Here is a 21,810-nt window from a genome sequence, read left to right on the forward strand (position 1 = left end):
ACACCTCCGATGGTTCAATTGTACCATAAATAGGAATGTGAATTAAAATAGTTTGTTATTTAAAGTGGATTGTACTAGATAAAGCGTCATCATAATAGTACCCCAAAATTGATTCGATATTCTAAAAAGACCGCTTTTCAAAACCTTATCATTCGATCCTAAAAAGCAGTCTTCATCATTTTCCATATTCAATATTCTGAGCAAGACGATAAGCCGGGTTATGTCGTTGGATGGTCATCTATCTAGACCGTCCGTCACCGGACGGCTCAAGCGGCCTACCCGGAAGCAGACGGGCCGCCTTATGCTTCCTGTTTGGCCTTGCTTCGAGTGAGGTTTGCATGTGCCCTCCCTGTTACCAGTGAGGCGGTAGTCTCTTACACTGCCTTTCCACCCTTACATGTTTCCATGCGGTTTATTTCTGTTGCACTGTCTCTGAAGTCGCCTTCGCCGGACGTTATCCGGCACCCTGCCCTTTGAAGCCCGGACTTTCCTCTCCTGCATCCCTTAGAACTGCAGCAGCGACCATCTGTCTTACTCAGAACTTGTTTATTTTAGCATATATTTATTTTGATGTCCAGACGTGTGTTTATATTTTTTCGTTACGGCTTTTACAGAGTTACTGTACACGGGTAGGAATTTTCTGAACTGAAAATTCCGTACAATACAGTGGCGGTAGTGGATTTTGCCGATTTGGAATGCGAAGCATCGGCAAAATCAGTTACTGTTTGCGCAAGGCGTGAACAGTAACTTTACAGATCATGTCCATATGGATGCACACTCCTATGAAAATGCCGCAGAAAAAAACGGATACAACTACACATTCAGGCAGCTTCCCCCGATAAACTCCCTGAGAATCGAAGTCTTCGGGATCACATCACTGTCGATGGCAAGGAAATAGTCCAGGAATTTGAGAAGCCGTTTCGCCTCATCATACTCTTCCCGGTCTCTCGGGATATTGAAGAGCAGCGGTTCCGCATAGAGCTTCAATACCGCAAGCTCATACACAAGCGCGGAGTTGAACATCACATCGGCGCTCTCCTGGTACGGGAAGATATTCTTATCCTCACCGCGGCGCACCGACGGCCAGCGCTCGATGGTCTCTAACGCGGAGGTTCCTCTTGTTCTCGCGTCCCGCACCATCCGGCGGATCAGTCGTCCGTCAGTTGTCGGGATCCGGTTGTGCTCATCCACATTCAACTGGGTCAGGGCGCTGATGTAGATCTTAAATTTACTGTCCTTCGGAAGTTCTGAGGACATCGCGTCATTCAGGCAGTGGATGCCCTCGATGACGAGAATATCCTTCTTTCCAAGCTTCAGCATTTCGCCTTTGTATTCCCTCTTACCGGTCTTAAAGTTAAACCGTGGAAGTTCGATGGTCTTACCGGAGAGCAGAGCGTTCATATCCTCATTAAACTGCGGAATATCTACGCACCCAAGCGCCTCAAAATCCGGCTGCCCGTTCTCGTCAAGCGGATACTCTTCCCGGTTGCGGAAATAGTTGTCCACGGAGATCGGATGCGGATTGTATCCCAGCGCCGCAAACTGAGTTGAAAGCCTGTGGCTGAAGGTTGTCTTACCGGACGAAGACGGTCCCGCGATCATCACGATCCTGCGGTCCGGATCCTTCACTGCCTTCTCAGCAACCTGACCGATATTTTTCTCCTGCAGCGCCTCCTGCATCAGGATCAGATCCTGCCCTCTGCCGTCCACGATCATCTTATTTAATGCGCCGACATTCGGTACCTCAAGACTGTCACTCCAGCGGTAGGAAGAATGCAGGATTGAGAACAGCTTCTCCCGGATCGCCGGATGCTCCACATGTTTCGGATCCGTTTTCACCGGAAGCAGGAGCAAAAATCCCGCATGACACGGAACAAGGTCAAAATACTTCACATAACTTGTGTCCGGAACCATATATCCATAAAAATAGTCCTCAAACTCTCCGATACTGTAAATATTCACCCGCGATGCACGACGATACTGGAACAGCTGCTCCTTATCATGCATCCCATGCTTTCCAAAGAGCTCCACCGCGTCGTCCGTATTCACACTCCGCTTCTTCACCGGAATCGCCGCGTCCCGAAGCTTCTCCATATGCGCCTTCACTTCAGAAAGCAACTTCTCGTCCACCGTAACATTCCCGACGAGCTCCCCGTAGATCCCGTTTCCCAGAGCAAAGTCGATCTGGATCTTCTTGATCTTCTCTCGCGGAATTACCTCATAAAACGCCTTCAGCATCAGAAAGATCGCACTGCGCTCATACGTCTTATAACCTGCATTTTCCTTCGCTGTGATAAAAGAAATCTCAGAATCTCCCGCCAGAGTCTTTTCAAGCTCCCTGAGCTTTCCATTGACCCGCACAAGCAGGATATCATTCTCATACTGATCCTGAAAATCTCTCGCGATCTCCAGATAGGTTGTTCCCTCCGGATACGTTTTTTCGATTCCATTCACCTTTACAACTGCCATAAAACCACCTCACACAACCTCTCCGCTGATGACATTCACAACATCAGCAACAGCCATTTCACTTCGATCTATAGCACCGGTCAGCCTCCGATCCCGGGCGCCTGTTTTTCGGGGATTGGCTTCCTCTTAGCTCGCAGGTGAATGCGTTGGAGGAAAGGTGACACTTGTCTGAGCAAAGCGAGTTGTGTCACCTTTTCTCCGCCCTTAGCATTCGCATGCAAGCTTAGAGAAACCTCCCCGAAAATCATCTCAGCCCGGGGGCGGAGGCTGACCGGTGCGTCCCCGAAGCCAATTACCTACACCACGACCGCCGGAAACTTCACCGCCATCTTCATGATCTCGATATCATCAGGTAACTTCTCCTTCAAAAATCCTTCCATGAAATCCATGAAAATATGCTCCAGCCCATAATGACCCGCATCAATGATCATCATCCCCTGAGCTGCCGCGTCGATTCCCTCATGGTGACTGATATCCCCGGTGATAAATGCCTGAGCGCCTGCCTTAATCGCCTCATTAAGCTCACTTCCACCGGCCCCCGGGCAGGTAGCTGCCTTCACAATTGGAGTATCCTCATAAAGCTCACTTCCATAAACGGTCACAAACGGAAGTCCAAACCGGTTCTTAACCTCTCTCGCAAGCTCCAAGCCCTTCATAGGCACTTTCAGCGATCCTGTCTTACCGATTCCGTACTCCGTCCCGGAAATCTCTCCCATGGCCTCCAGTGGCTTCTGATCGGTAAAATTCAACCGGTCCGCCACAATATCCGCCATGCACCCCGGCGCCGAATCAAAATTTGTATGCATCGCATAGTATGACACATCCGACTGGATCAGAGACACAAGCCGTCTTCCAATAAAATCCTCGTCCGAAACATGTTTCATCGGCTTAAAGATCAGCGGATGATGGCTTAACAGCATATCTGCCCCGATCTCCTTCGCCCGATCCACCGCCGCGTCATCCGCGTCCAGCGTCAGAAGGATCTTCTTCACGTTCTTGTCGATCCGCCCTGCTAAAAGTCCCGGATTATCCCAGTCACAGGCACAGGACTTCGGCGCAAGCGTCTCTAAGATTTCAATGATCTCCCTGCATTTCATGCTGTACCTCCTGATTTTCTTTTAACTGTAATTTCAACTCGGAAAGCCGCTCTGCCGCCCGTTCGGAATCCCCCGCCTTCGCGGAAAGATCCTCGATGAACCGCAGAAGCTTCGCCTCTTCTTCCTTCAGATATGTAAGAAGAACCGGGTTCTTCGTCCGGATCAGATAATCGCCGTAGAGCATGCGGCTGTCCTCAGAAAGGCTTAAAACATCCGGATCCACTGTTTTCCCCTCAGAATCTGCGTCTTTCTCTCTCCGCACATCCATCACCGTATAAAACTTCCCGTCCTCAAGGACCATCTCTTCCTTCCGGATCACAAAACCGTTCTCAAAAAGCCATCTTCTGACCTTAAAGATCTCCGACTGCGGCGATAAGACCCACTGTTTCACTGAATCCCACATATGTCTTCCGTTCTCCAGGATCTTAATGATCAGCTCGCCGCCCATCCCGGCGATCACGACAGAATCTGCCTCTCCCGGCAGAAGCTTTGCGACACCGTCAGAAAGTCTCGTCTCGATCTTATCCGTAAGTCCAGCAAGGTCAATATTTTCCGTCGCCCTGGATAACGGGCCTTTCCGCACATCCATAGCCACAGCCTTCTTTACGATCATTCTCCTGACAAGCTCCACCGGAACATGTCCGTGGTCCGTCCCAACGTCTGCCGCGGACTCCCCGGGTTCCACAAATGAGAGCACCAGCTCCAGGCGTTCTGATAATTTCATATCAATTTCTCCATTTCTCTTTCACACGACTGCTTTTCGATTTCGCAGCCGCCTTTTTGTATTTCCGGCAGTTTAACTCCATCCAGGAGCACACAGACAGGCCATCCCTGACTGCCTTTTCCTGCACAGATCTTTTCCTGCTTCCCATATCTTTTTACTCATCCAGATAATCTTTCAAGATCTTACTCCTGCTCGGATGGCGCAGTTTTCTAAGGGCCTTCGCCTCGATCTGGCGGATCCGCTCCCTCGTCACGTTGAACTGCCGTCCGACCTCTTCCAATGTCCTCGGTCTTCCGTCATCCAGGCCAAATCTCAGGCGCAGCACTTTCTGTTCCCTCTCAGTGAGCGTTGACAACACATCCATCAGCTGTTCGTGGAGCAGCGTGTAGGTCGCGGCATCCGCCGGGACTTCCACATTATTATCCTGGATAAAGTCCCCGAGGTGGCTGTCCTCCTCCTCGCCGATCGGAGTCTCTAAGGACACCGGATCCTGAGAGATCTTCATGATCTCACGGACACGCTCCACCGGCATATCGAGCTCCTTTGCAAGCTCCTCCGGCGTGGCCTCACGGCCAAGCTTCTGGACTAACTGTCTCTGGGTCCGCACAAGGCGATTGATGGTCTCCACCATGTGGACCGGAATCCGAATCGTTCTCGCTTGATCCGCAATGGCGCGGGTGATCGCCTGACGGATCCACCAGGTTGCGTAGGTGCTGAATTTATATCCTTTTCGGTAATCAAACTTCTCGACTGCCTTGATGAGTCCAAGATTTCCCTCCTGGATCAGGTCGAGCAGCTGCATGCCCCGTCCGGCATACCGTTTTGCGATACTCACCACAAGACGCAGGTTCGACTCTGCAAGTTTCTTCTTTGCCTCCTCGTCACCGAGCTCAATCTTCTTTGCCAGTTCGATCTCCTCGTCCGGGGAAAGCAGCGGTACTTTTCCGATCTCTTTTAAGTACATCCGGACCGGATCATCTACACCGATCCCCTCCGGTACGGATAGATCGATATGTTCCACATCAATATCATCCTCCGGATCTGCATCTTCATCCTCCGAAAACAGATCCGGATCCATATCATCATCGTTCGACATTTTTAAGACGTCGACATGTTTTTTATCCAGGAAGTCGTATATGCGGTCCAGCTTCTCGGGTGTCAGTTCATCCCCCGCAAAGGCATCCAGAACTTCCTTTTCATCAAGGACGTTCTTTTTACTTTTTGCGAGTTCCAGAAGTTTTGATAACTTCTCTTCAAATGTAAGTGTCTTTTCCTCCATAATTCCATCCTTCCCGGCACCTGACGTTCCTCGTGTCTGCCTTTTTGCTTCTGCTTCTCTCAGTCAAGTGTGATATTCAGGGCAGCCAGTGCTGACTGCTGCCTGATGATTTCCTGCAACTCTCTGATATCTGCTGTTTTTCCCTTTACCTCCAGACTGTGTTTCTTTATCTTTTTGACGGTTTCCGAGAGCGCTCTCCTCTGTTCCTCATTATTTAAGGACTCGCTGAGACTCGCGTGGAATAAGGCCGCCACTTCCCTGTATTGTTCCTCGCCCTCGATGAAATGATTCAGGATCTGCGCAGGGTTCACGCTACCTGTTTTTTCATATTCATCGAAGACCATGGATGCCGCTTCTCTGTAAAGCTCGTCGTCAAAATCCTCCGGCGTGATAATGCCGCGGATCTTTTCAAAAAGCTGCGGACGCTCGATGAGCCAGGTGAGAAGCAGTCTCTGGGACTTCCGGATCCCGTCCTCCTTCTCCTTTTTCTGGCGGGTCCGCTCCTTATCGTACTCCCGCTCCCTTGTGGTCACTCCGATGAGTCCGCCCATGGAGTTCACGAGGTTTTTGAGATCCGTCTCCGGGATCATATACTCCCTTGCAACGGCTTCCGTGTAATTATCACGCTCCAGCTTTTCCGGAAATTCCAGAAGCTTCTTCGCGATGGCGTTATAAAACCCTGTCTTCGACTCCGGGTCCTGCATGTTGTACTGGCTCCGGATCACGGAGATTTCGAACATAAAGCTTCCGACGGCATTGTCGATCCGCTTCTGGAATTCCTCTTTCCCAAGATTCTTGATAAACTCGTCCGGGTCCTTATAGGGCTTCATATTTAAAACCTTGATGGACATTCCAACCTCTTTTAAGATCGGAATCGCGCGGAGCGCCGCCTTCACTCCCGCCCCATCGCTGTCGTAGGTCAGGACTACCTGATCCGTGTAGCGCTTTAAAAGCATCGCGTGCTGGGACGTAAACGCGGTCCCCAGAGATGCCACCGCGTTCGTAAATCCGGCCTGATGCATGGCGATCACGTCCACATAGCCTTCACAGATCAGCATATATTTCGCCCTGGACGTTCTCGCGAAATTAAGTCCGTAGAGATTCCGGCTCTTATCAAAGATCTTCGTCTCCGGGGAGTTTAAATATTTCGGCTCCCCGTCCCCCATTACACGGCCGCCGAAACCGATGACACGGTTATTGACGTCTAAGATCGGGAACATGACACGGTTCCAGAATTTATCTCTGGCTCCCCTCTCATCGATAAAGAAAAGACCTGTCTCTTTTAAAATATCGTCGTTGTATCCCTTCGACCTCATATACCGGTAAAGGTCATCCGGCACCTTACTGGAATACCCAAGACCGAAGTGGCGGATCGTATCGTCCGTCAGACGGCGTTTCTCCTTAAAATAGTCATATCCGACCTTTCCTGACGGCTGCTTTAACTGATAATAAAAGAAGTTCGCCGCAAGACGGTTGATCTCAAGGAGCGTATTTTTCAGGTCCGCCTGAGCTCTCGCCTCCTTTGAGTATTCCACCTCCGGCAGGGCGATCCCCGCCCGGTCCGCCAGCATCTTCACCGCTTCCACGAAGGTATAATTTTCATATTCCATCACAAAGGTGATGACATTTCCGCCTGCTCCGCATCCGAAGCAGTAATACATCTGCTTTCCCGGTGAAACGGAAAAGGACGGGGATTTCTCATTATGAAACGGGCACAATCCGAAATAGTTTGCGCCCTTTTTCTTTAAATTCACATACTGGGACACGATGTCCACGATGTCATTTCTTGTTCGTACTTCCTCGATCACTTCTTCCGGGTAATACACGCTTCATCCCTCCCGCGATATGTATTTTCCGCAAAACCGCTCTGCACTTTCCTCTCAGAAACCTCGCAGATCCGCCGGATCCGCCTCTCAGACATTCCAGCCTTTCGGTACAAATAATTCTTCAAACCGGTCGATGGCATATCCGTCGCTCATCCCGGCAATATAATCACAGACGACCCGCTCTCTCCTCTCCCCGCGAAGCTCCATCATCGCCAGGTACTCTTCCGGCAGCTCGTCCACATGCTTCAGGTAGTATTCGTAAAGTGTCACGATCAGCTGCTGGGCTCTTCCCTCCTCGCCCTTTGCGGCAGGATTGCGGTACACATGTTCAAACATCCATTCCCTCAAGCCCCGCATGGCCCGCTCTACGTCCGGGGACATAAAGATCGACGGCCTGTCCATACTGTTATTGATAATATCATGGATCATGATATTCAGGCGGTCCTTTACGGTATCCCCAAGTACATCCGCGTATTCTCTCGGAATATCCCGCTCGGTAATGATTTTTCCGCGGATCGCGTCGTCGATATCATGATTGATGTATGCGATTTTATCGGAGAACCGCACGATCTTTCCCTCCATGGTCGCCGGATTTCCGGACGTTCTGTGGTTTAACATTCCGTCGCGGACTTCCTTTGTGAGGTTTAACCCCTGTCCCTTTTTTTCCAGGATCTCCACCACCCGGACGCTCTGCTTATAGTGGGCGAAGCCGTCCTCGCAGATCTCATTCAATATGTATTCCCCCGCATGTCCGAAAGGTGTGTGGCCGAGATCATGCCCCAAGGCGATTGCCTCAGTCAGGGACTCATTCATCCGGAGTGCCTTTGCGATCGTTCTCGCGATCTGGGATACCTCTAACGTATGGGTCAGTCTCGTCCGGTAGTGGTCCCCTTCCGGAGCGAGGAAAACCTGGGTCTTGTCTTTCAGGCGCCGGAATGACTTGCTGTGCAGGATCCGGTCACGATCACGCTGATAGGCAGGGCGGATATCGCAGAGCGGTTCCTCCCGGTCACGCCCCAGCGTCTCACTGCTTAACGACGCATAAGGACTCAGATTCTGGCGTTCCCACTGTTCCATCGTTTCCCTGATATTCATACCTGACCGCCTCCTTTTCCGGCGCAGCCCGTCATTCCCACGGGCGTACATTTGTTCTCCGTCCTAAGAATATACTTTTATAGTATATCATATTTTAAGGCATTTTAGAACCACGATTCCTGTCCTTTTACTGAAAAATATGTAAAATTACTGAAATTTTTTCGTTCAGCTCCCACTGAGATAAAACAGCCCGGCAGGCCAGGTCTTTTGCAGAGTATCTCCGCCTTTCCCTGTCCTGCCGGACTTACGGCCATTCTATTCCTTTTTTTCAAAGACTCCGTCATGCCGTCTCTTACATCTTCTCACCCGGGATGACCGGAACCGCGCCCTGCGGAACCGGGCAGGTGTAGCCGCCATAGCGTTTCATCTTTTTATTGAACTCGTCCTTCGCTGCCTGTAAAACATCCGGCTTCTCCATAAGGTCGATCGCGGTAGCCGCGATGACCTTTCCCGCTAACAGCATATTCTTGTGGGCAATGGATGTCCGTCCACAGGAAACATTCTGCCAGGAATGTCCCGGTGCCTGCGCCGGGAATGTGGATGTGTTGATCTGCGCCGTCGGAATGCACCAGCTCACATCACCGACATCCGTGGATCCCATTCTCGGTTTCTCATAGTAGAGATACGGGACAAGGAACTCATTCATCGGTGTTGTGCCGTGTTTGGACTTCTCATCAACATATTCGTAGATATCGCTGCTGTCCTCCGTCGCATCTCCCGGGAGCTTATCAGACTTCATCTCAACGGAATCGTAGAGGGCTTTCGCGTACTTTAATTCTTCTTCCGTGTAATGGCAGACACCGAGATCATTGAAGTTGTCCCACATAAGGGACTCCAGGACCTTGTTCGGAACGGTATTGGAGCAGCCGTCGATAAACTTCTTCTCCATCTTTGTATCTGTCATCATGGATGCCGCAAGAGCAATCCGGTCAACTCTCTCCTGAAGCTCCAGCGCGTCCTTTACCCAGATGGAGCGGACCATATAGAGGACCTGCGCCTTTGGCTGTACCACGTTCGGAGAATCTCCACCGGCATCTGTGATGGAGTAATGGATCCTCGCGCTGTCCGGCATATGCTCTCTTAAGAACTGGACGCCAATGTTCATAAGCTCCACCGCGTCGAGGGCAGAACGTCCCTTGTCCGGCGCGCCCGCCGCATGGGAGGCAACACCGGTAAACTTATACTCTGTCTGGATACAGGTGTTGCAGGTACCGGAAGTAACCTGATTCACATTCCCCGGATGCCAGGTGAGAGCCGCGTCGCACTCCGCGAACACGCCGTCTCTTGCCATAAATGCTTTTGTAGCGGCACCTTCCTCACCAGGGCAGCCGTAAAGGATCACTTTACCGCTTCCCTCACCTTTTTCTTCCAGATATTTTTTTATAGCAAAAGCCGCAGCCATGGAACCCGCGCCTAAAAGGTTGTGGCCGCAGCCGTGGCCGTTTCCGTCTGTGACAAGCTCTTTTCTGGTCTCTGATCCGGCGATCTGGGAAAGGCCTGTCAGAGCATCATACTCGGCGAGAATTCCGATCACCGGCTTTCCGGAACCGTAGGAAGCACGGAATGCAGTCTCAATGTTGTCAAAGGGATGTTCGACTGTAAATCCTTCTTCTTTTAATACCTTTGCGTAAAGTTCACCGGATTTGTACTCTCTCAGGGAAAGCTCCGCATAATCCCAGATCTTATCGGATACGTCGGTGATCACGCCGGATTTCTCGTCGATATAATCGAATGCTGTCTGTTTGGATGCTGACATGTCATGTTCTCCTTTCAAAAATCCCGCCAGGCAAGACTTCAAAAGTCTGCCTGAGCGGGATATGGCTCCTGTTAAAACAGCTTTTCCCGCTGTTCTTTCATCAGTATAATACCTTGCTTAAAAATTCCTGTGTCCTCGGGTTCTGCGGATGATTGAAGACCTCATCCGGAGTGCCTTTCTCCGCGATCACGCCGCCATCCATAAAGAATACGCGGTCGGAAATCTCCCTCGCAAATCCCATCTCATGGGTTACGATCACAGTAGTCATTCCTGTCTTTACAAGGTCCTTGATAACATGAAGAACCTCTCCTACCATCTCCGGATCAAGGGCGGAAGTCGGCTCATCAAAAAGCATAACATCCGGTTCCATCGCCAGTGCGCGCACGATCGCAAGGCGCTGTTTCTGTCCGCCGGAAAGCTTCTTTGGGAACTGGTTCTCCTTATCCGCAAGACCAACGCGGTTTAAAAGCTCCCGCATCATCTCGTCGGCTTCCTTCTGTGTTTTCTTTCCGAGAAGGACCGGGGCGAGCGTTACGTTCTTTCCAACTGTAAGATTATTGAATACATTAAAGTGCTGGAATACCATTCCCATCTTCTGGCGATGCAGGTTGATATCCACATTCTTGTCGGTAATATCGGTTCCCTCGAAATAGATCTTTCCGGATGTCGGTGTCTCAAGAAGGTTTAAGCAGCGTAAAAATGTACTTTTACCGCCGCCGGACGGTCCGATAACAGAAACGACCTCGCCATGATTGACATGCTCGGTAACACCCTTTAATACCTGAAGACTGCCGAAGGATTTATGCAGATCTTCTACACGAATCAGTTCTTTTTCACTAGCGCTCACTTGCGTTCATCCTCCTCTCCAGTAAAGCAATCAGCTTGGACATGATAAATGTCACGCCGAAGTAAATGATACCAACGATGGTTAACGGCTCAAGTACACGGAATGTAAGACCGTTGATGGTCTTAAACTGGGTCATAAGTTCTCCGATAAAGAACGTGGACGCCAGAGATGTCTCCTTGACGATCGCTACAAACTCGTTGCAGAGTGCCGGAAGAATATTCTTGACTGCCTGCGGGAGAACGATATGGATCATGGTCTGACGCGCGTTTAAGCCCAGGGAACGTGCTGCTTCAGTCTGTCCGACATCGACAGCCTGAATACCTGCGCGGACGATCTCACAGACATAGGCGGTAGAGTTTACACAGCAGGCAGTCATAACGCATGTAAACTCGCTCAAGTTGAAGAACGGGAGCCAGGTCGGCAGCATAAAGTAGAAGAAATATAACTGCAGCAGGATCGGCGTACCGCGGATAATTTCGACATAAACGGTAGCGATCAGCCGGAGCGGCTTAAATTTTCCGATGCCCACGTTGCTGCGGCGCATCAGTGCCATCAGAGAACCGAAAACGGTACTGATGAGGACGGTGAGGAGACCCATAAACAGTGTCATTCCAAGACCCTGTAAGAATAAGTTCCAGTACTTCATCCAGACTTTTAACATGACGTTAAGAAACTCCATCTGGAAAACTCCTTTCGTAGATAAAACTTGGAAACAGACAACGGTCTTTCCGGCATTTTCACCGGAAAGACCGAGCTCTGTATTTTCTGTAACCTGAAGTGAAAACCAATTCCGGCCTTCGCAGATCTTCCATCACGGAACGAAACGATCTGCTCCGAAATTAGTTCGTCTCGATACCGAGCTTCTCAGCAAGGGCAACCGCCTCTTCCCTCCACTGCTCATAGAGACCTTTCTCGTTAACTTCAACGATCACTTCGTTGATCGCATTTAAAAGATCATCATCGCCTTTCTTGACCGCGATAACGTTACCTTCACTTGAATAGTCAAACATGAAATCTGCCATTGCGATATCATCATATGTCTTTGCAAGGGATTCACCGTTATCACCGGATACAGCGAGTGCGTCAACCTTGCCTGTTGTTAACATCATAACACCGTCTGTTATATTTGTCACTAACTGGATCTGAACGTCAGACGGAAGCTGCTCTGTAGCAAGCTTGTTCTGTAAGGTTGCGTTCTGGGTAGCAACCTTCTTGCCTGCGAAGGATTCTGCTGTATTGTACTGGGAAGCAAGTTCCTTCTTAACTAAAAGGCCCTGACCTTTCTTCGTGTTTACATTGTAACGCTCAGAAAGTCCCATAGCCTCTGCACGCTCATCTGTGTAAGCGAAGCCGGAGATACCCATATCAATGTTTCCGGAAATAACTGCCTGCTGGATCGCAGAGAACTCCATCGGCTTGATCTCAAGCTCTACACCAAGCTTCTCAGCGATGTATTTTGCAAGCTCTACATCGGCACCGACATACTCGGTTGTTCCGCTGCTGACATCCTTGAATTCCCACGGAGCGAAATCCGGAGATGTTCCCATTGTGAGCTTTCCTGATGCAAGAACTTTTCCGAGATGACCATTCGGATCTACATTCTCAAGTGCCTTTAAGGAACCTCCCGCTGCGGCTGCTGCCTCTGTCTTATCTGTTTCCTTTGATTCAGCCGCTGTTGTCGCGTCGGCTGTTGTTGTCTCGGCTGCCGTTGTTGCTGCTGCCGTTGTCTCAGTGGTCTTGGAGCTTCCGCATCCTGTAAGGGCAGCAATGACCGCTGCTGTTGTCATAGCTAAAACAATGTTCTTCTTCATAATCGATCCTCTCCTCTTCGTTTCTATCTTTTTCTATGTCTCACATGTGTGATGTTGATACGCATTATAATGTATAATTATTCTTTTGTAAAGCACTTTTTTATGTTTTTTTTACAAATTATGCATTATATACAACTTTTAGTGTATATTTATATCGTTTCATGCAGTTTTTCCAATGTTTTATACATTATCAATGCATATATTTATCTTGGTAAAGCGTTAATATTTCTTTTTTTGTGTAGCGCGGCACCTCTTTCACTTTTCCAGCATACATTTCCGGCATACGCTGCCAGGGGACAACGCAAAAAGCAGCCCATCTCACTCCATCGTGAAACGGGCTGCTCTTCTATTTTTTACCAATATCAGATTTCAGCAATATCGATCAGTGTAAGTTCTTTTGCACGATTTTCCATACTTGTCACAAGCGCTCTCGCAGTATCGACTGCTGTGAGAACGGTAACGCCTGTCTCGATGGCATTCCGGCGGATGATAAAGCCGTCATGGCTTCTCTCTGCGCCCTGTGCAGGGATATCGATGACAAGGTCGATCTCATGTCCAAGGATCAGGTCAAGAAGGTTCGGAGACTCCTGCTCGATCTTTCTTACCGGAATGACCTTTACGCCGTGCTCATTGAAATACTTTGCGGTTCCTGCGGTACAGAAGATACGGTAACCCTGTGCCTTGAATCTCGCAGCAATGTCGAGCATCTCTTCCTTATCGGAATCACGGACAGTCATGACCATGTTCTTATACTTCGGAAGCTTGATACCTGCACCCTGGAAAGCCTTGTAAAGAGCCTCGTTGAAGGTCTTTGCAATACCGAGGCATTCACCTGTGGATTTCATCTCCGGTCCAAGGCTGATATCAGCCCCGCGGATCTTCTCGAAGGAGAATACCGGCATCTTCACTGCGTAGTAATCTGCCTCTTTCTGGAGTCCCGGTGTGTAGCCGAGTTCCCGGATCGTGTGACCACAGATGATCTGGGTTGCCAGCGGTACGATCGGGATTCCGGTTACCTTGCTGATATATGGGACGGTTCTGGAGGAACGCGGGTTGACCTCGATGATAAATACACCTTCATCATTTACAATAAACTGGATGTTGATCATTCCCTTGACATGGAGCGCCCTTGCGAGCTTCTCTGTGTATTCCACGATCGTCTTCTTGTTGTCCTCGGTGATGCTCTTCGCCGGATATACGGAGATACTGTCGCCGGAATGGATACCGGTACGCTCGATATGCTCCATGATACCCGGGATCAGAATATCGGTACCGTCGCAGATCGCATCGACCTCGATCTCCTTACCCATGATATACTTATCAACTAAGATCGGATGCTCCTGAGTGATCCGGTTGATGATGCCGATAAACTCGTCGATATCCTCATCGCAGATCGCGATCTGCATGCCCTGTCCGCCAAGAACGTAGGACGGACGAACGAGTACCGGATAGCCTAACTCGTTTGCTGCCTTTTTCGCTTCTTCCGCTGTAAATACAGTCTGTCCCTTTGCTCTCGGAATCTGGCACTGCTCAAGGATCTCATCGAAGAGTTCTCTGTCCTCAGCGGCATCGACATCCTCGGCAGCGGTTCCCAGGATCGGGACTCCCATCTTCATCAGAGCCTCTGTGAGCTTGATGGCTGTCTGCCCACCGAACTGGACAACTGCTCCGTCCGGTTTCTCGATATCAACGATGCTCTCCACATCCTCCGGAGTCAGCGGTTCGAAATACAGCTTATTCGCGATGTCGAAGTCTGTGCTGACGGTCTCCGGGTTATTGTTGATGATGACGGTCTCAAAGCCCTCTTTTTCGAAGGCCCAGGTGCTGTGAACAGAACAGAAGTCGAACTCGATACCCTGACCGATACGGATCGGACCGGAACCGAGAACGAGAACCTTCTTCTTCTCAGTCTCTCCTTCTGCCTCATTCTCACTTCCAAAGCAGGAGTAATAGTATGGAGTTTCAGCTGCAAACTCAGCCGCACAGGTATCTACCATCTTGAAGGCAGCACGGATGCCGTTTGCATGACGCATCTCCTTGATCTCGTTTTCCGTGAGACCAGTGAGTCTCGCGATCACATGATCCGGGAATTCAATGCGCTTTGCTTCCTTTAAAAGATCCGCGTCGAGGTTCTTCCCGGCTTTCTTTAAGGCATTCTCCATCTCAACGAGGATCATTAATTTATCGATGAACCAGATATCGATCTTCGTGATATCATGGATCAGCTCGTAATCGAAGCCGCGGCGGAGTGCCTCTGCAATGACCCAGATCCGGCGGTCATCCACGTTGTAAAGCTGCTCTTTTAACTGTTCATCTGTGAGTCCGCTGTAGTCGTAAGACATTAAGGAGTCCACGTGCTGCTCCAGAGAGCGGATCGCTTTCATTAAGCCACCCTCAAAGCTTGTGCAGATACTCATGACCTCACCGGTTGCTTTCATCTGGGTTCCTAACTTATGACTCGCACTGATGAATTTATCGAAGGGAAGTCTCGGCATCTTGACTACCACATAGTCAAGCATCGGCTCGAAGCTTGCGTAGGTCTTCTTTGTAACAGCGTTCTTGATCTCATCCAGTGTGTAGCCGAGGGCGATCTTCGCGGCAACCTTCGCGATCGGATATCCTGTCGCCTTGGACGCAAGGGCGGAGGAACGGCTTACACGCGGGTTTACCTCAATTACACAGTACTCAAAGCTCTCCGGGTGAAGCGCGTACTGTACATTGCAGCCACCGGTGATACCGAGTTCTGTGATGATCTTTAACGCGGAGGTACGGAGCATCTGGTACTCTTTATCTCCAAGGGTCTGGGACGGGGCGACAACGATACTGTCACCGGTATGTACGCCCACAGGGTCGATATTCTCCATGTTGCAGACGGTGATCACATTGCCTGCGCCGTCACGCATAACTTCGTACTCGATCTCTTTCCAGCCTGCGATACAGCGCTCTACAAGGACCTGGCCCACACGGGATAAACGGAGTCCGTTCTCCAGGATCTCTGCGCACTGCTCTTCATTATAAGCAATACCGCCGCCGGAGCCGCCAAGGGTATAAGCCGGACGGAGAACGACCGGATAACCGATCTCCTTTGCAACAGCAAGACCTGTGTTCACATCCTCAACGATCTCAGACGGAGCCACCGGTTCGCCGATCTTTTCCATTGTCTCCTTGAACATTTCACGGTCTTCGGCTTTTTTGATCGTGAGGGCTGTTGTACCGATAAGGCGCACGTTGTTTGCCTTTAAGATACCGGCCTCCTCCAGTTCCATCGCAAGGTTTAAGCCGGCCTGGCCGCCAAGGGTCGGGAGGACACTGTCCGGTTTTTCTTTCTTAATTAACTGCTCAACAACCTCAGTCGTCAGCGGCTCGATATATACCCGGTCCGCGATATCCTTGTCTGTCATGATCGTTGCCGGGTTGGAGTTTAAGAGAACGACTTCAATGCCCTCTTCCTTTAAGGAGCGGCAGGCCTGCGTTCCCGCATAGTCAAATTCTGCGGCCTGGCCGATAACGATCGGACCGGAACCGATTACAAGTACTTTTTTGATCTCTGGATTCTTAGGCATTATCTTTCCTCCTCCATCATGCGTAAAAAGCGGTCAAACAGATATCCGGAATCCTGCGGTCCCGGGCATGCTTCCGGGTGGTACTGGACGGTGAAGATATTCTTGCCCACGTACTTTAATCCCTCGTTCGTCTTATCGTTCACGTTCACGAACGCCGGAACGGCAACCTCCGGATTCATGCTGTGTTCGTCTACCGCGTATCCGTGGTTCTGGGAGGAAATGTAGACGCGACCTGTCTCAAGGTCTTTTACCGGGTGGTTTCCGCCGCGGTGGCCATATTTCAGCTTATATGTATTTGCGCCTGTGGCAAGAGCCATGAGCTGATGTCCGAGACAGATGGCAAAAACAGGAACATCGGATTCATAAAACTTTCTGACTTCTTTGATGATCTCCGTGTTCTCTGCCGGATCTCCAGGGCCGTTGGAAAGCATGATTCCATCCGGGTTTGTCTTTAAGACTTCCTCAGCCGGAGTATCTGCCGGATATACGGTCACTTCGCAGCCTCTCTTATTTAACTCTCTGGCGATATTCTTCTTTGCGCCAAAGTCCATGAGTGCAACTTTCTTTCCTTCCCCCGGGAGAACGTATTTCTCTTTTGTGGTTGTCTTTAATACAACGCCTGTTACCTTATAAGCACTGATCCGCTCTTTCACTTCTTCCAGATCAAAAGATCCGTTCGTTGTGATCATGCCGTTCATGGTTCCTTTTTCTCTTAAAATCTTTGTGAGGGCTCTTGTATCGATACCACTGATACCTGGAATATCCTGTTCTTCTAAGAAATGCTGAATCGTGTCCCCACTTCTGAAATTACTGGGGATCCTAGATAATTCTCTGACAATATAACCATCCGGCCATGCTCTTCCGGATTCCATATCTTCTTTACAAATACCGTAATTACCAATTAACGGATAAGTCATTACCACTGCCTGCCCCGCATAGGACGGATCGGTAAGGACTTCTAAATAACCGGTCATGGATGTGTTAAAAACAATTTCACTGATTACTTCCCTGGTAGAGCCGATGCTTGTTCCTTCAAACACGGTTCCGTCTTCCAGTATTAAATATGCTTTCATGACGCCACCCTTTCTTCTGTGTTCGTGTTCATTTCCTGATCTGGGGAATTTTAAAAAATTATTTCAGCCCAAATTTTCACTATTCTATCATGCGGTGAGAGATTTTTCAACTGGTTTTTTGAAATTTTTCAAGAAATTGTTTGTGAAAGTTATGACAGGCTAACCAGCGTTGTCCGGGAGTGAAATTTTGAATTATGTTAACTCGACTGATGGGTATATTTCTTGCTGCGAAGCAAAAATATATTCTGTATTTTTTCGTGATGTCTTTCTTCCAGATAAGTATCAGCAACCGGTATCTCGTACTTTTCTGACTTCTGATATTGGATTTATTTTTTGTTGGAAGTATCTGTTCAGATATTATAAAGAGTTGTCTCTATTGCGGAAAAATGGTAAAATGAATATTAATAAAGGAAAGATTTGAAAACAGCCCTAATACAGACGGAAGGTACCTTTCTTATTCCGAAAATCGGCTGTAAATGCTTTTTCCTGCTTATAAACTTCTTATGCGAGGAGGCAGCTTATGAGTAAACTTGTCTATACAAAAGGAAAAGAATATCACATCGGCGTCGGCGCCGGGGATGTGGGACGCTATGTGATCCTGCCGGGCGATCCAGGGCGCTGTGAGAAGATTGCGAAACATTTCGATAACCCGGTAAAGATCGCCCAGAACCGGGAATACACCACCTACACCGGCTATCTCGATGGAGAAAAAGTCAGTGTCGTCTCCACCGGGATCGGCGGACCGTCCGCCTCCATTGCGGTCGAAGAGCTTATCCACTGCGGTGCGGACACCTTCATCCGTGTTGGGACATCCGGCGGCATGCAGAAAGAAGTGCTCGGCGGAGATCTCGTGATCGCCACCGGTGCGATCCGCTTTGAGGGGACCACAAAAGAATATGCACCCATCGAGTATCCGGCGGTTCCGGATTTCGATGTCACTACTGCGTTAAAGGAAGCTTCTGAGGAACTCGGCTACCGCCATCACCTCGGCGTCGTCCAGTGCAAGGACAACTTCTACGGACAGCACTCCCCGGATTCCATGCCTGTGGCAGATGAATTAAACTCCAAATGGAAGGCCTGGATTGCATGCGGTGCCCTCGCCTCCGAGATGGAGTCTGCTGCCCTCTTCATCGTCGGCAGCGTCCGCAGAGTCCGCACCGGTTCCGTGATGCTCGTGATCGCGAACCAGACAAGACGGGAGCTGGGACTTGAGGATCCGCAGGTCTATGATACGGAAGCCGCTGTTGTTACAGCGGTGGAGGCAATGAGGAAGCTGATTAAAAAAGACCGGACGTCGGCGGCTGAAAAGTAGGGGCTCGCATTACCAGTCATTCCCAGTTCTATGTGCGGAATTTTATGGTAGAATCCTTTTTGTAATATTTTTGTAACATTTTTACATAACAGGAGGTTTTACCATGAAAAAACAGATTATGACTGCTTTCGCAGTTTCCACCATGATGACACTCGCAATGCCTTTCGCATCCTTCGCCGCAGCCCGCTCCTGTCAGACCGGCTTCCGTCCGGAAAACAACTGCGGATACACCGGCACCAACGCCGTTTCCGTGATCCAGATGCAGGGCGGCTGCGTGATCTCCAACAGAAATGCCATCGATCTCTATACGCTGTTGGGAAAAGGATACCCTAATGGGGCAGCCGGAAATAACTGCAGCAGCGGCTGTACAGCCGAATCCAAGGGAAGCAGCTGCTCTTTCGGAACAAACTGCGGTACAAATTTCTGCGCTGGCGGGAACTGCAGTACAAATAACTGTGGCAGCGGAAACTGCCTGACATCCGGGAATGTTTCCATAATTTCAGGAACGGCTTGTGGAAGTCTTGTCGACGTGCGATAAGGGATTTTCTATCGTCCTTTGTGACACTATGTGAACTACATCGGCAATTGAATTACCGAGCATCTGATTACGAAGCATAACTTCGTAGTTTCAGAGGTGCGTCCATAACACCCTTACTGCTACCCGAATGGGTTACACAGCTACTTTTATTATTTCTGGATTCTTCAGCCCGGTTACGGGCATATCAATTTCTTCGCCGGATACGGCATGATATTTTCTTAAGATGTTATAAGCACCTACTGCGTCTGCATTGTAGATCACGGTATCTACAATGTAGATGCAGCGCTTCTTCCGATTCTTTTTCTCTGCATAAATGCGCGATACTTCTTCTGACTGTGGCGGACATTGACTAGAATAACTTTCTTCTTGTCTTATCAGGCGAATCCCTTGCATTTTAAGCTTATATTCTAACTGCATATAGATACGGGCATATGGCAGGCTGTGAAGCTGCTGGTTCGTTTTCCTTCCCAGATTTTTTTCTTCGCGAATCCCCTTTATATCTCCGAATCCATATCCTTTATCTTCATAATATCTTGTCACTGTTCCAAACATAGAGCTCCTTTCTTCGTCTGGCCTGAGATGTGTTGCGTGTAGAATACCGCTCTGAGCTTTACGGATTTTCTACTCGGAATTGAACGTAAGCAGGAACTCGACCTTTCTGGACTTACACAGCCAGAAGTTGACGCACTGCTGAATCTGATAAAAGCCATGAAAAGGAACTGACTTTGCTGAAAATCAAAATCGTAAAAAAAGGGCATACCGGACAGGAATTATTCCCATCTGATATGCCCTCAAATTTATAGCTTCTTAATTACATCTGCATTAAATGTTCTCCATGAACTTCATCATAGATAAAATCCGCCCATTCTTCTACTGTATCATGCTCTACATAATCTTTGTCGCGTTGCAATGCTGAAGAAAGATACGAATCTCTCACCGCTCGATGAGCTTCCACTTCAGTCATATTATATTTTTTCACTAATGTCTCTCGTACATACTTCTTAAATTCTTTAATTTCAGTATTGTTCATATCTTTCACCTCTTTCCATCATTATTTTATATATCTTTCCTTATTTTTTATTATATCACAGCTCAAGCCAATAATGCAACTAATAGATTTTTTCGAATGAAATGAATATTGCTGTCCATATGATTCATCATTTTTCTTCAAAAATTTCTCATAGTTTACGTTTTTCGGAAGCAGTATTCCACTATTGACCTGATACGCTATATTGACTATTGTACCATCTGCAATTTCGCCAATGCAAATATCATATCTACAATCTTGATTATGATTCTCTATGCCATATTGTGATAAAATTTCTGAAGTTAGTCTGTTATTAAGAACAAATGCTCCCCATTCAGCTCCATGCCGTGGAAATGCAATCAGCTTTAATTCCAGTTCTGGTAAAGGTATATATTCGAATTGTACTATATATGGTTCTTCAAATTTATAATCTTTCTGTTTTCTTCTATTCCATTGGTTGATTTTATCTGTCCTTCTAACAGCAGTCAATGCAGCATGATGATAGCTTGGTGTCGCATAGAATCCCGGTCCAAAATCCAAATACGGTTTGCTGTACCTTAAATCTATCCCATTACTGCATATACTAACGGCTGAACTATAATTCGTTCCATGATATAACTTCACTATTTCTACCTCGGATCATGTGATTTCGATAGTATAGCACAGTTATTTTTGTTTTTCTACAATTATCGCCAAAATTGATATTATCTCACTAATCTGTGATCTCAATTTCCCATTCCATCATGGCGTTGTAGACCTTCTCATCAATTTGTCCTCTGTACCGCTCTGCGTATTCCTTTATGATCTTCTCCTTGACCGTTTTATACTCTGTAAACGCTTCTTCCGGTGTGTTCCAGTATTTCAGCTTTACCCGCTTGCCGCCTGCAGAAAAGCATCCTCTGTACTTACCGTTCTTGGAATCCTTATATACCACTACAGGACAATCTCCACGGTGATTTTTCGCATTTATGAACAATGAGTTAATCACTGCTGGAACGAAGCAGCATGTCTCTGGACTGTATACCGTGTTACCCTTAAATAGGATGTCTTTATCCAGTTCGTAACCTTCCACATTCCACTTGTCGAACCATGCTTTAAAGTTCTGGAAGTTATGCCATTCTTCACACACTGTACATCCAATATACTGTGGTTGATTTTTACGCACCGAATCAGCGTAACAGCGGCTCATCATATTATGCTATTTTACATACTCCACAGCCTTTCTATCAACCTTATCCATGCCAGCGAATCCGATTCCATACATCGTTGGCTTCATTCCTTTAATGCTCCAATCATCCGGCATGTAGTCGATGTCGTTCACGATCTGAAGAATCGCTTCTTCGGAGTCATCTCCTGTCTGATTATAATAACGCCGCATAGTATAATACTGTTA

19 protein-coding genes and 1 other RNA gene are annotated in these 21,810 nt (G+C 48.5%); 2 read left to right on the plus strand and 18 right to left on the minus strand.

Going from position 1 to position 21,810, the window contains the following annotated elements:
• Positions 1–193 precede the first annotated feature (193 nt).
• From rnpB to ABCW45_RS07355, 13 genes are all read right to left on the minus strand, one after another.
• An RNA gene (gene rnpB, locus ABCW45_RS07295) (RNase P RNA component class A) lies at positions 194–538 on the minus strand.
• A 275-nt stretch (positions 539–813) separates the two neighbouring features.
• Positions 814–2,469 (minus strand): nucleoside kinase, encoded by a 1,656-nt coding sequence (locus ABCW45_RS07300; protein WP_117483259.1) that lies wholly within the window; start codon positions 2,467–2,469, stop codon positions 814–816.
• 296 nt (positions 2,470–2,765) lie between these two features.
• The gene (locus ABCW45_RS07305) at positions 2,766–3,566 is read right to left on the minus strand and encodes a Nif3-like dinuclear metal center hexameric protein (protein WP_117483260.1); all 801 of its coding nucleotides are present in this window, start codon (positions 3,564–3,566) and stop codon (positions 2,766–2,768) included.
• Positions 3,544–4,290: a tRNA (adenine(22)-N(1))-methyltransferase gene (locus tag ABCW45_RS07310; RefSeq protein WP_117483261.1), complete on the minus strand. Its 747-nt coding sequence runs from the start codon at positions 4,288–4,290 to the stop codon at positions 3,544–3,546. The genes ABCW45_RS07305 and ABCW45_RS07310 overlap by 23 nt, the downstream gene beginning before the upstream one ends.
• Positions 4,291–4,444: 154 nt before the next feature.
• On the minus strand, positions 4,445–5,569 hold the full coding sequence (rpoD, locus tag ABCW45_RS07315) for an RNA polymerase sigma factor RpoD (protein WP_343220556.1): 1,125 nt from the start codon (positions 5,567–5,569) through the stop codon (positions 4,445–4,447).
• Between the two features lie 59 nt (positions 5,570–5,628).
• Entirely contained in the window at positions 5,629–7,395 is a 1,767-nt protein-coding gene (gene dnaG, locus ABCW45_RS07320) for a DNA primase (protein ID WP_117483263.1), read from the minus strand.
• Positions 7,396–7,482: 87 nt separating this feature from the next.
• Complete coding sequence (locus ABCW45_RS07325) at positions 7,483–8,490, minus strand: deoxyguanosinetriphosphate triphosphohydrolase (protein WP_117483264.1); 1,008 nt, start codon at positions 8,488–8,490, stop codon at positions 7,483–7,485.
• A 292-nt stretch (positions 8,491–8,782) separates the two neighbouring features.
• Positions 8,783–10,246: a M20 family metallopeptidase gene (locus tag ABCW45_RS07330; protein ID WP_117483265.1), complete on the minus strand. Its 1,464-nt coding sequence runs from the start codon at positions 10,244–10,246 to the stop codon at positions 8,783–8,785.
• A gap of 100 nt (positions 10,247–10,346) precedes the next feature.
• Entirely contained in the window at positions 10,347–11,072 is a 726-nt protein-coding gene (locus ABCW45_RS07335; protein ID WP_117483286.1) for an amino acid ABC transporter ATP-binding protein, read from the minus strand.
• A gap of 10 nt (positions 11,073–11,082) precedes the next feature.
• Positions 11,083–11,772 (minus strand): amino acid ABC transporter permease, encoded by a 690-nt coding sequence (locus ABCW45_RS07340; protein WP_015554150.1) that lies wholly within the window; start codon positions 11,770–11,772, stop codon positions 11,083–11,085.
• A gap of 160 nt (positions 11,773–11,932) precedes the next feature.
• Entirely contained in the window at positions 11,933–12,904 is a 972-nt protein-coding gene (locus tag ABCW45_RS07345) for a transporter substrate-binding domain-containing protein (protein WP_117483266.1), read from the minus strand.
• A 362-nt stretch (positions 12,905–13,266) separates the two neighbouring features.
• Positions 13,267–16,467: a carbamoyl-phosphate synthase large subunit gene (gene carB, locus ABCW45_RS07350; RefSeq protein WP_117483267.1), complete on the minus strand. Its 3,201-nt coding sequence runs from the start codon at positions 16,465–16,467 to the stop codon at positions 13,267–13,269.
• A complete protein-coding gene (locus tag ABCW45_RS07355) occupies positions 16,467–17,540 on the minus strand; it encodes a carbamoyl phosphate synthase small subunit (protein ID WP_117483268.1) in 1,074 nt (357 codons plus the stop codon). The genes carB and ABCW45_RS07355 overlap by 1 nt, the downstream gene beginning before the upstream one ends.
• A gap of 520 nt (positions 17,541–18,060) precedes the next feature.
• On the opposite strand from ABCW45_RS07355, the gene udp reads away from it, so the two are divergent.
• Together udp and ABCW45_RS07365 are read left to right on the plus strand one after the other, a co-directional pair.
• Entirely contained in the window at positions 18,061–18,852 is a 792-nt protein-coding gene (gene udp / locus ABCW45_RS07360) for a uridine phosphorylase (RefSeq protein WP_117515238.1), read from the plus strand.
• 103 nt (positions 18,853–18,955) lie between these two features.
• A complete protein-coding gene (locus ABCW45_RS07365) occupies positions 18,956–19,390 on the plus strand; it encodes a hypothetical protein (protein ID WP_343220557.1) in 435 nt (144 codons plus the stop codon).
• Between the two features lie 132 nt (positions 19,391–19,522).
• Here the strand turns inward: ABCW45_RS07365 and ABCW45_RS07370 are convergent, their stop codons facing one another.
• The 5 genes from ABCW45_RS07370 to ABCW45_RS07390 all read right to left on the minus strand — a co-directional run bounded on the left by ABCW45_RS07370 (position 19,523) and on the right by ABCW45_RS07390 (position 21,795).
• Complete coding sequence (locus ABCW45_RS07370) at positions 19,523–19,942, minus strand: zinc ribbon domain-containing protein (RefSeq protein WP_343220558.1); 420 nt, start codon at positions 19,940–19,942, stop codon at positions 19,523–19,525.
• 259 nt (positions 19,943–20,201) lie between these two features.
• Positions 20,202–20,420, minus strand: coding sequence for a hypothetical protein (locus ABCW45_RS07375; protein ID WP_117483272.1), 219 nt, complete (start codon positions 20,418–20,420; stop codon positions 20,202–20,204).
• 21 nt (positions 20,421–20,441) lie between these two features.
• Positions 20,442–21,041 (minus strand): DUF3990 domain-containing protein, encoded by a 600-nt coding sequence (locus ABCW45_RS07380; RefSeq protein ID WP_117483273.1) that lies wholly within the window; start codon positions 21,039–21,041, stop codon positions 20,442–20,444.
• A gap of 88 nt (positions 21,042–21,129) precedes the next feature.
• Entirely contained in the window at positions 21,130–21,351 is a 222-nt protein-coding gene (locus ABCW45_RS07385; RefSeq protein WP_117566357.1) for a hypothetical protein, read from the minus strand.
• A gap of 264 nt (positions 21,352–21,615) precedes the next feature.
• Positions 21,616–21,795 carry a hypothetical protein gene (locus ABCW45_RS07390; RefSeq protein WP_117483275.1) on the minus strand — a complete coding sequence of 60 codons (180 nt, stop codon included), beginning with the start codon at positions 21,793–21,795 and terminating at the stop codon, positions 21,616–21,618.
• Positions 21,796–21,810: the final 15 nt, after the last annotated feature.

It is taken from the genome of Pilosibacter fragilis, from assembly GCF_032490495.1.
Classification (GTDB): Bacteria; Bacillota; Clostridia; order Lachnospirales; family Lachnospiraceae; genus Pilosibacter; species Pilosibacter fragilis.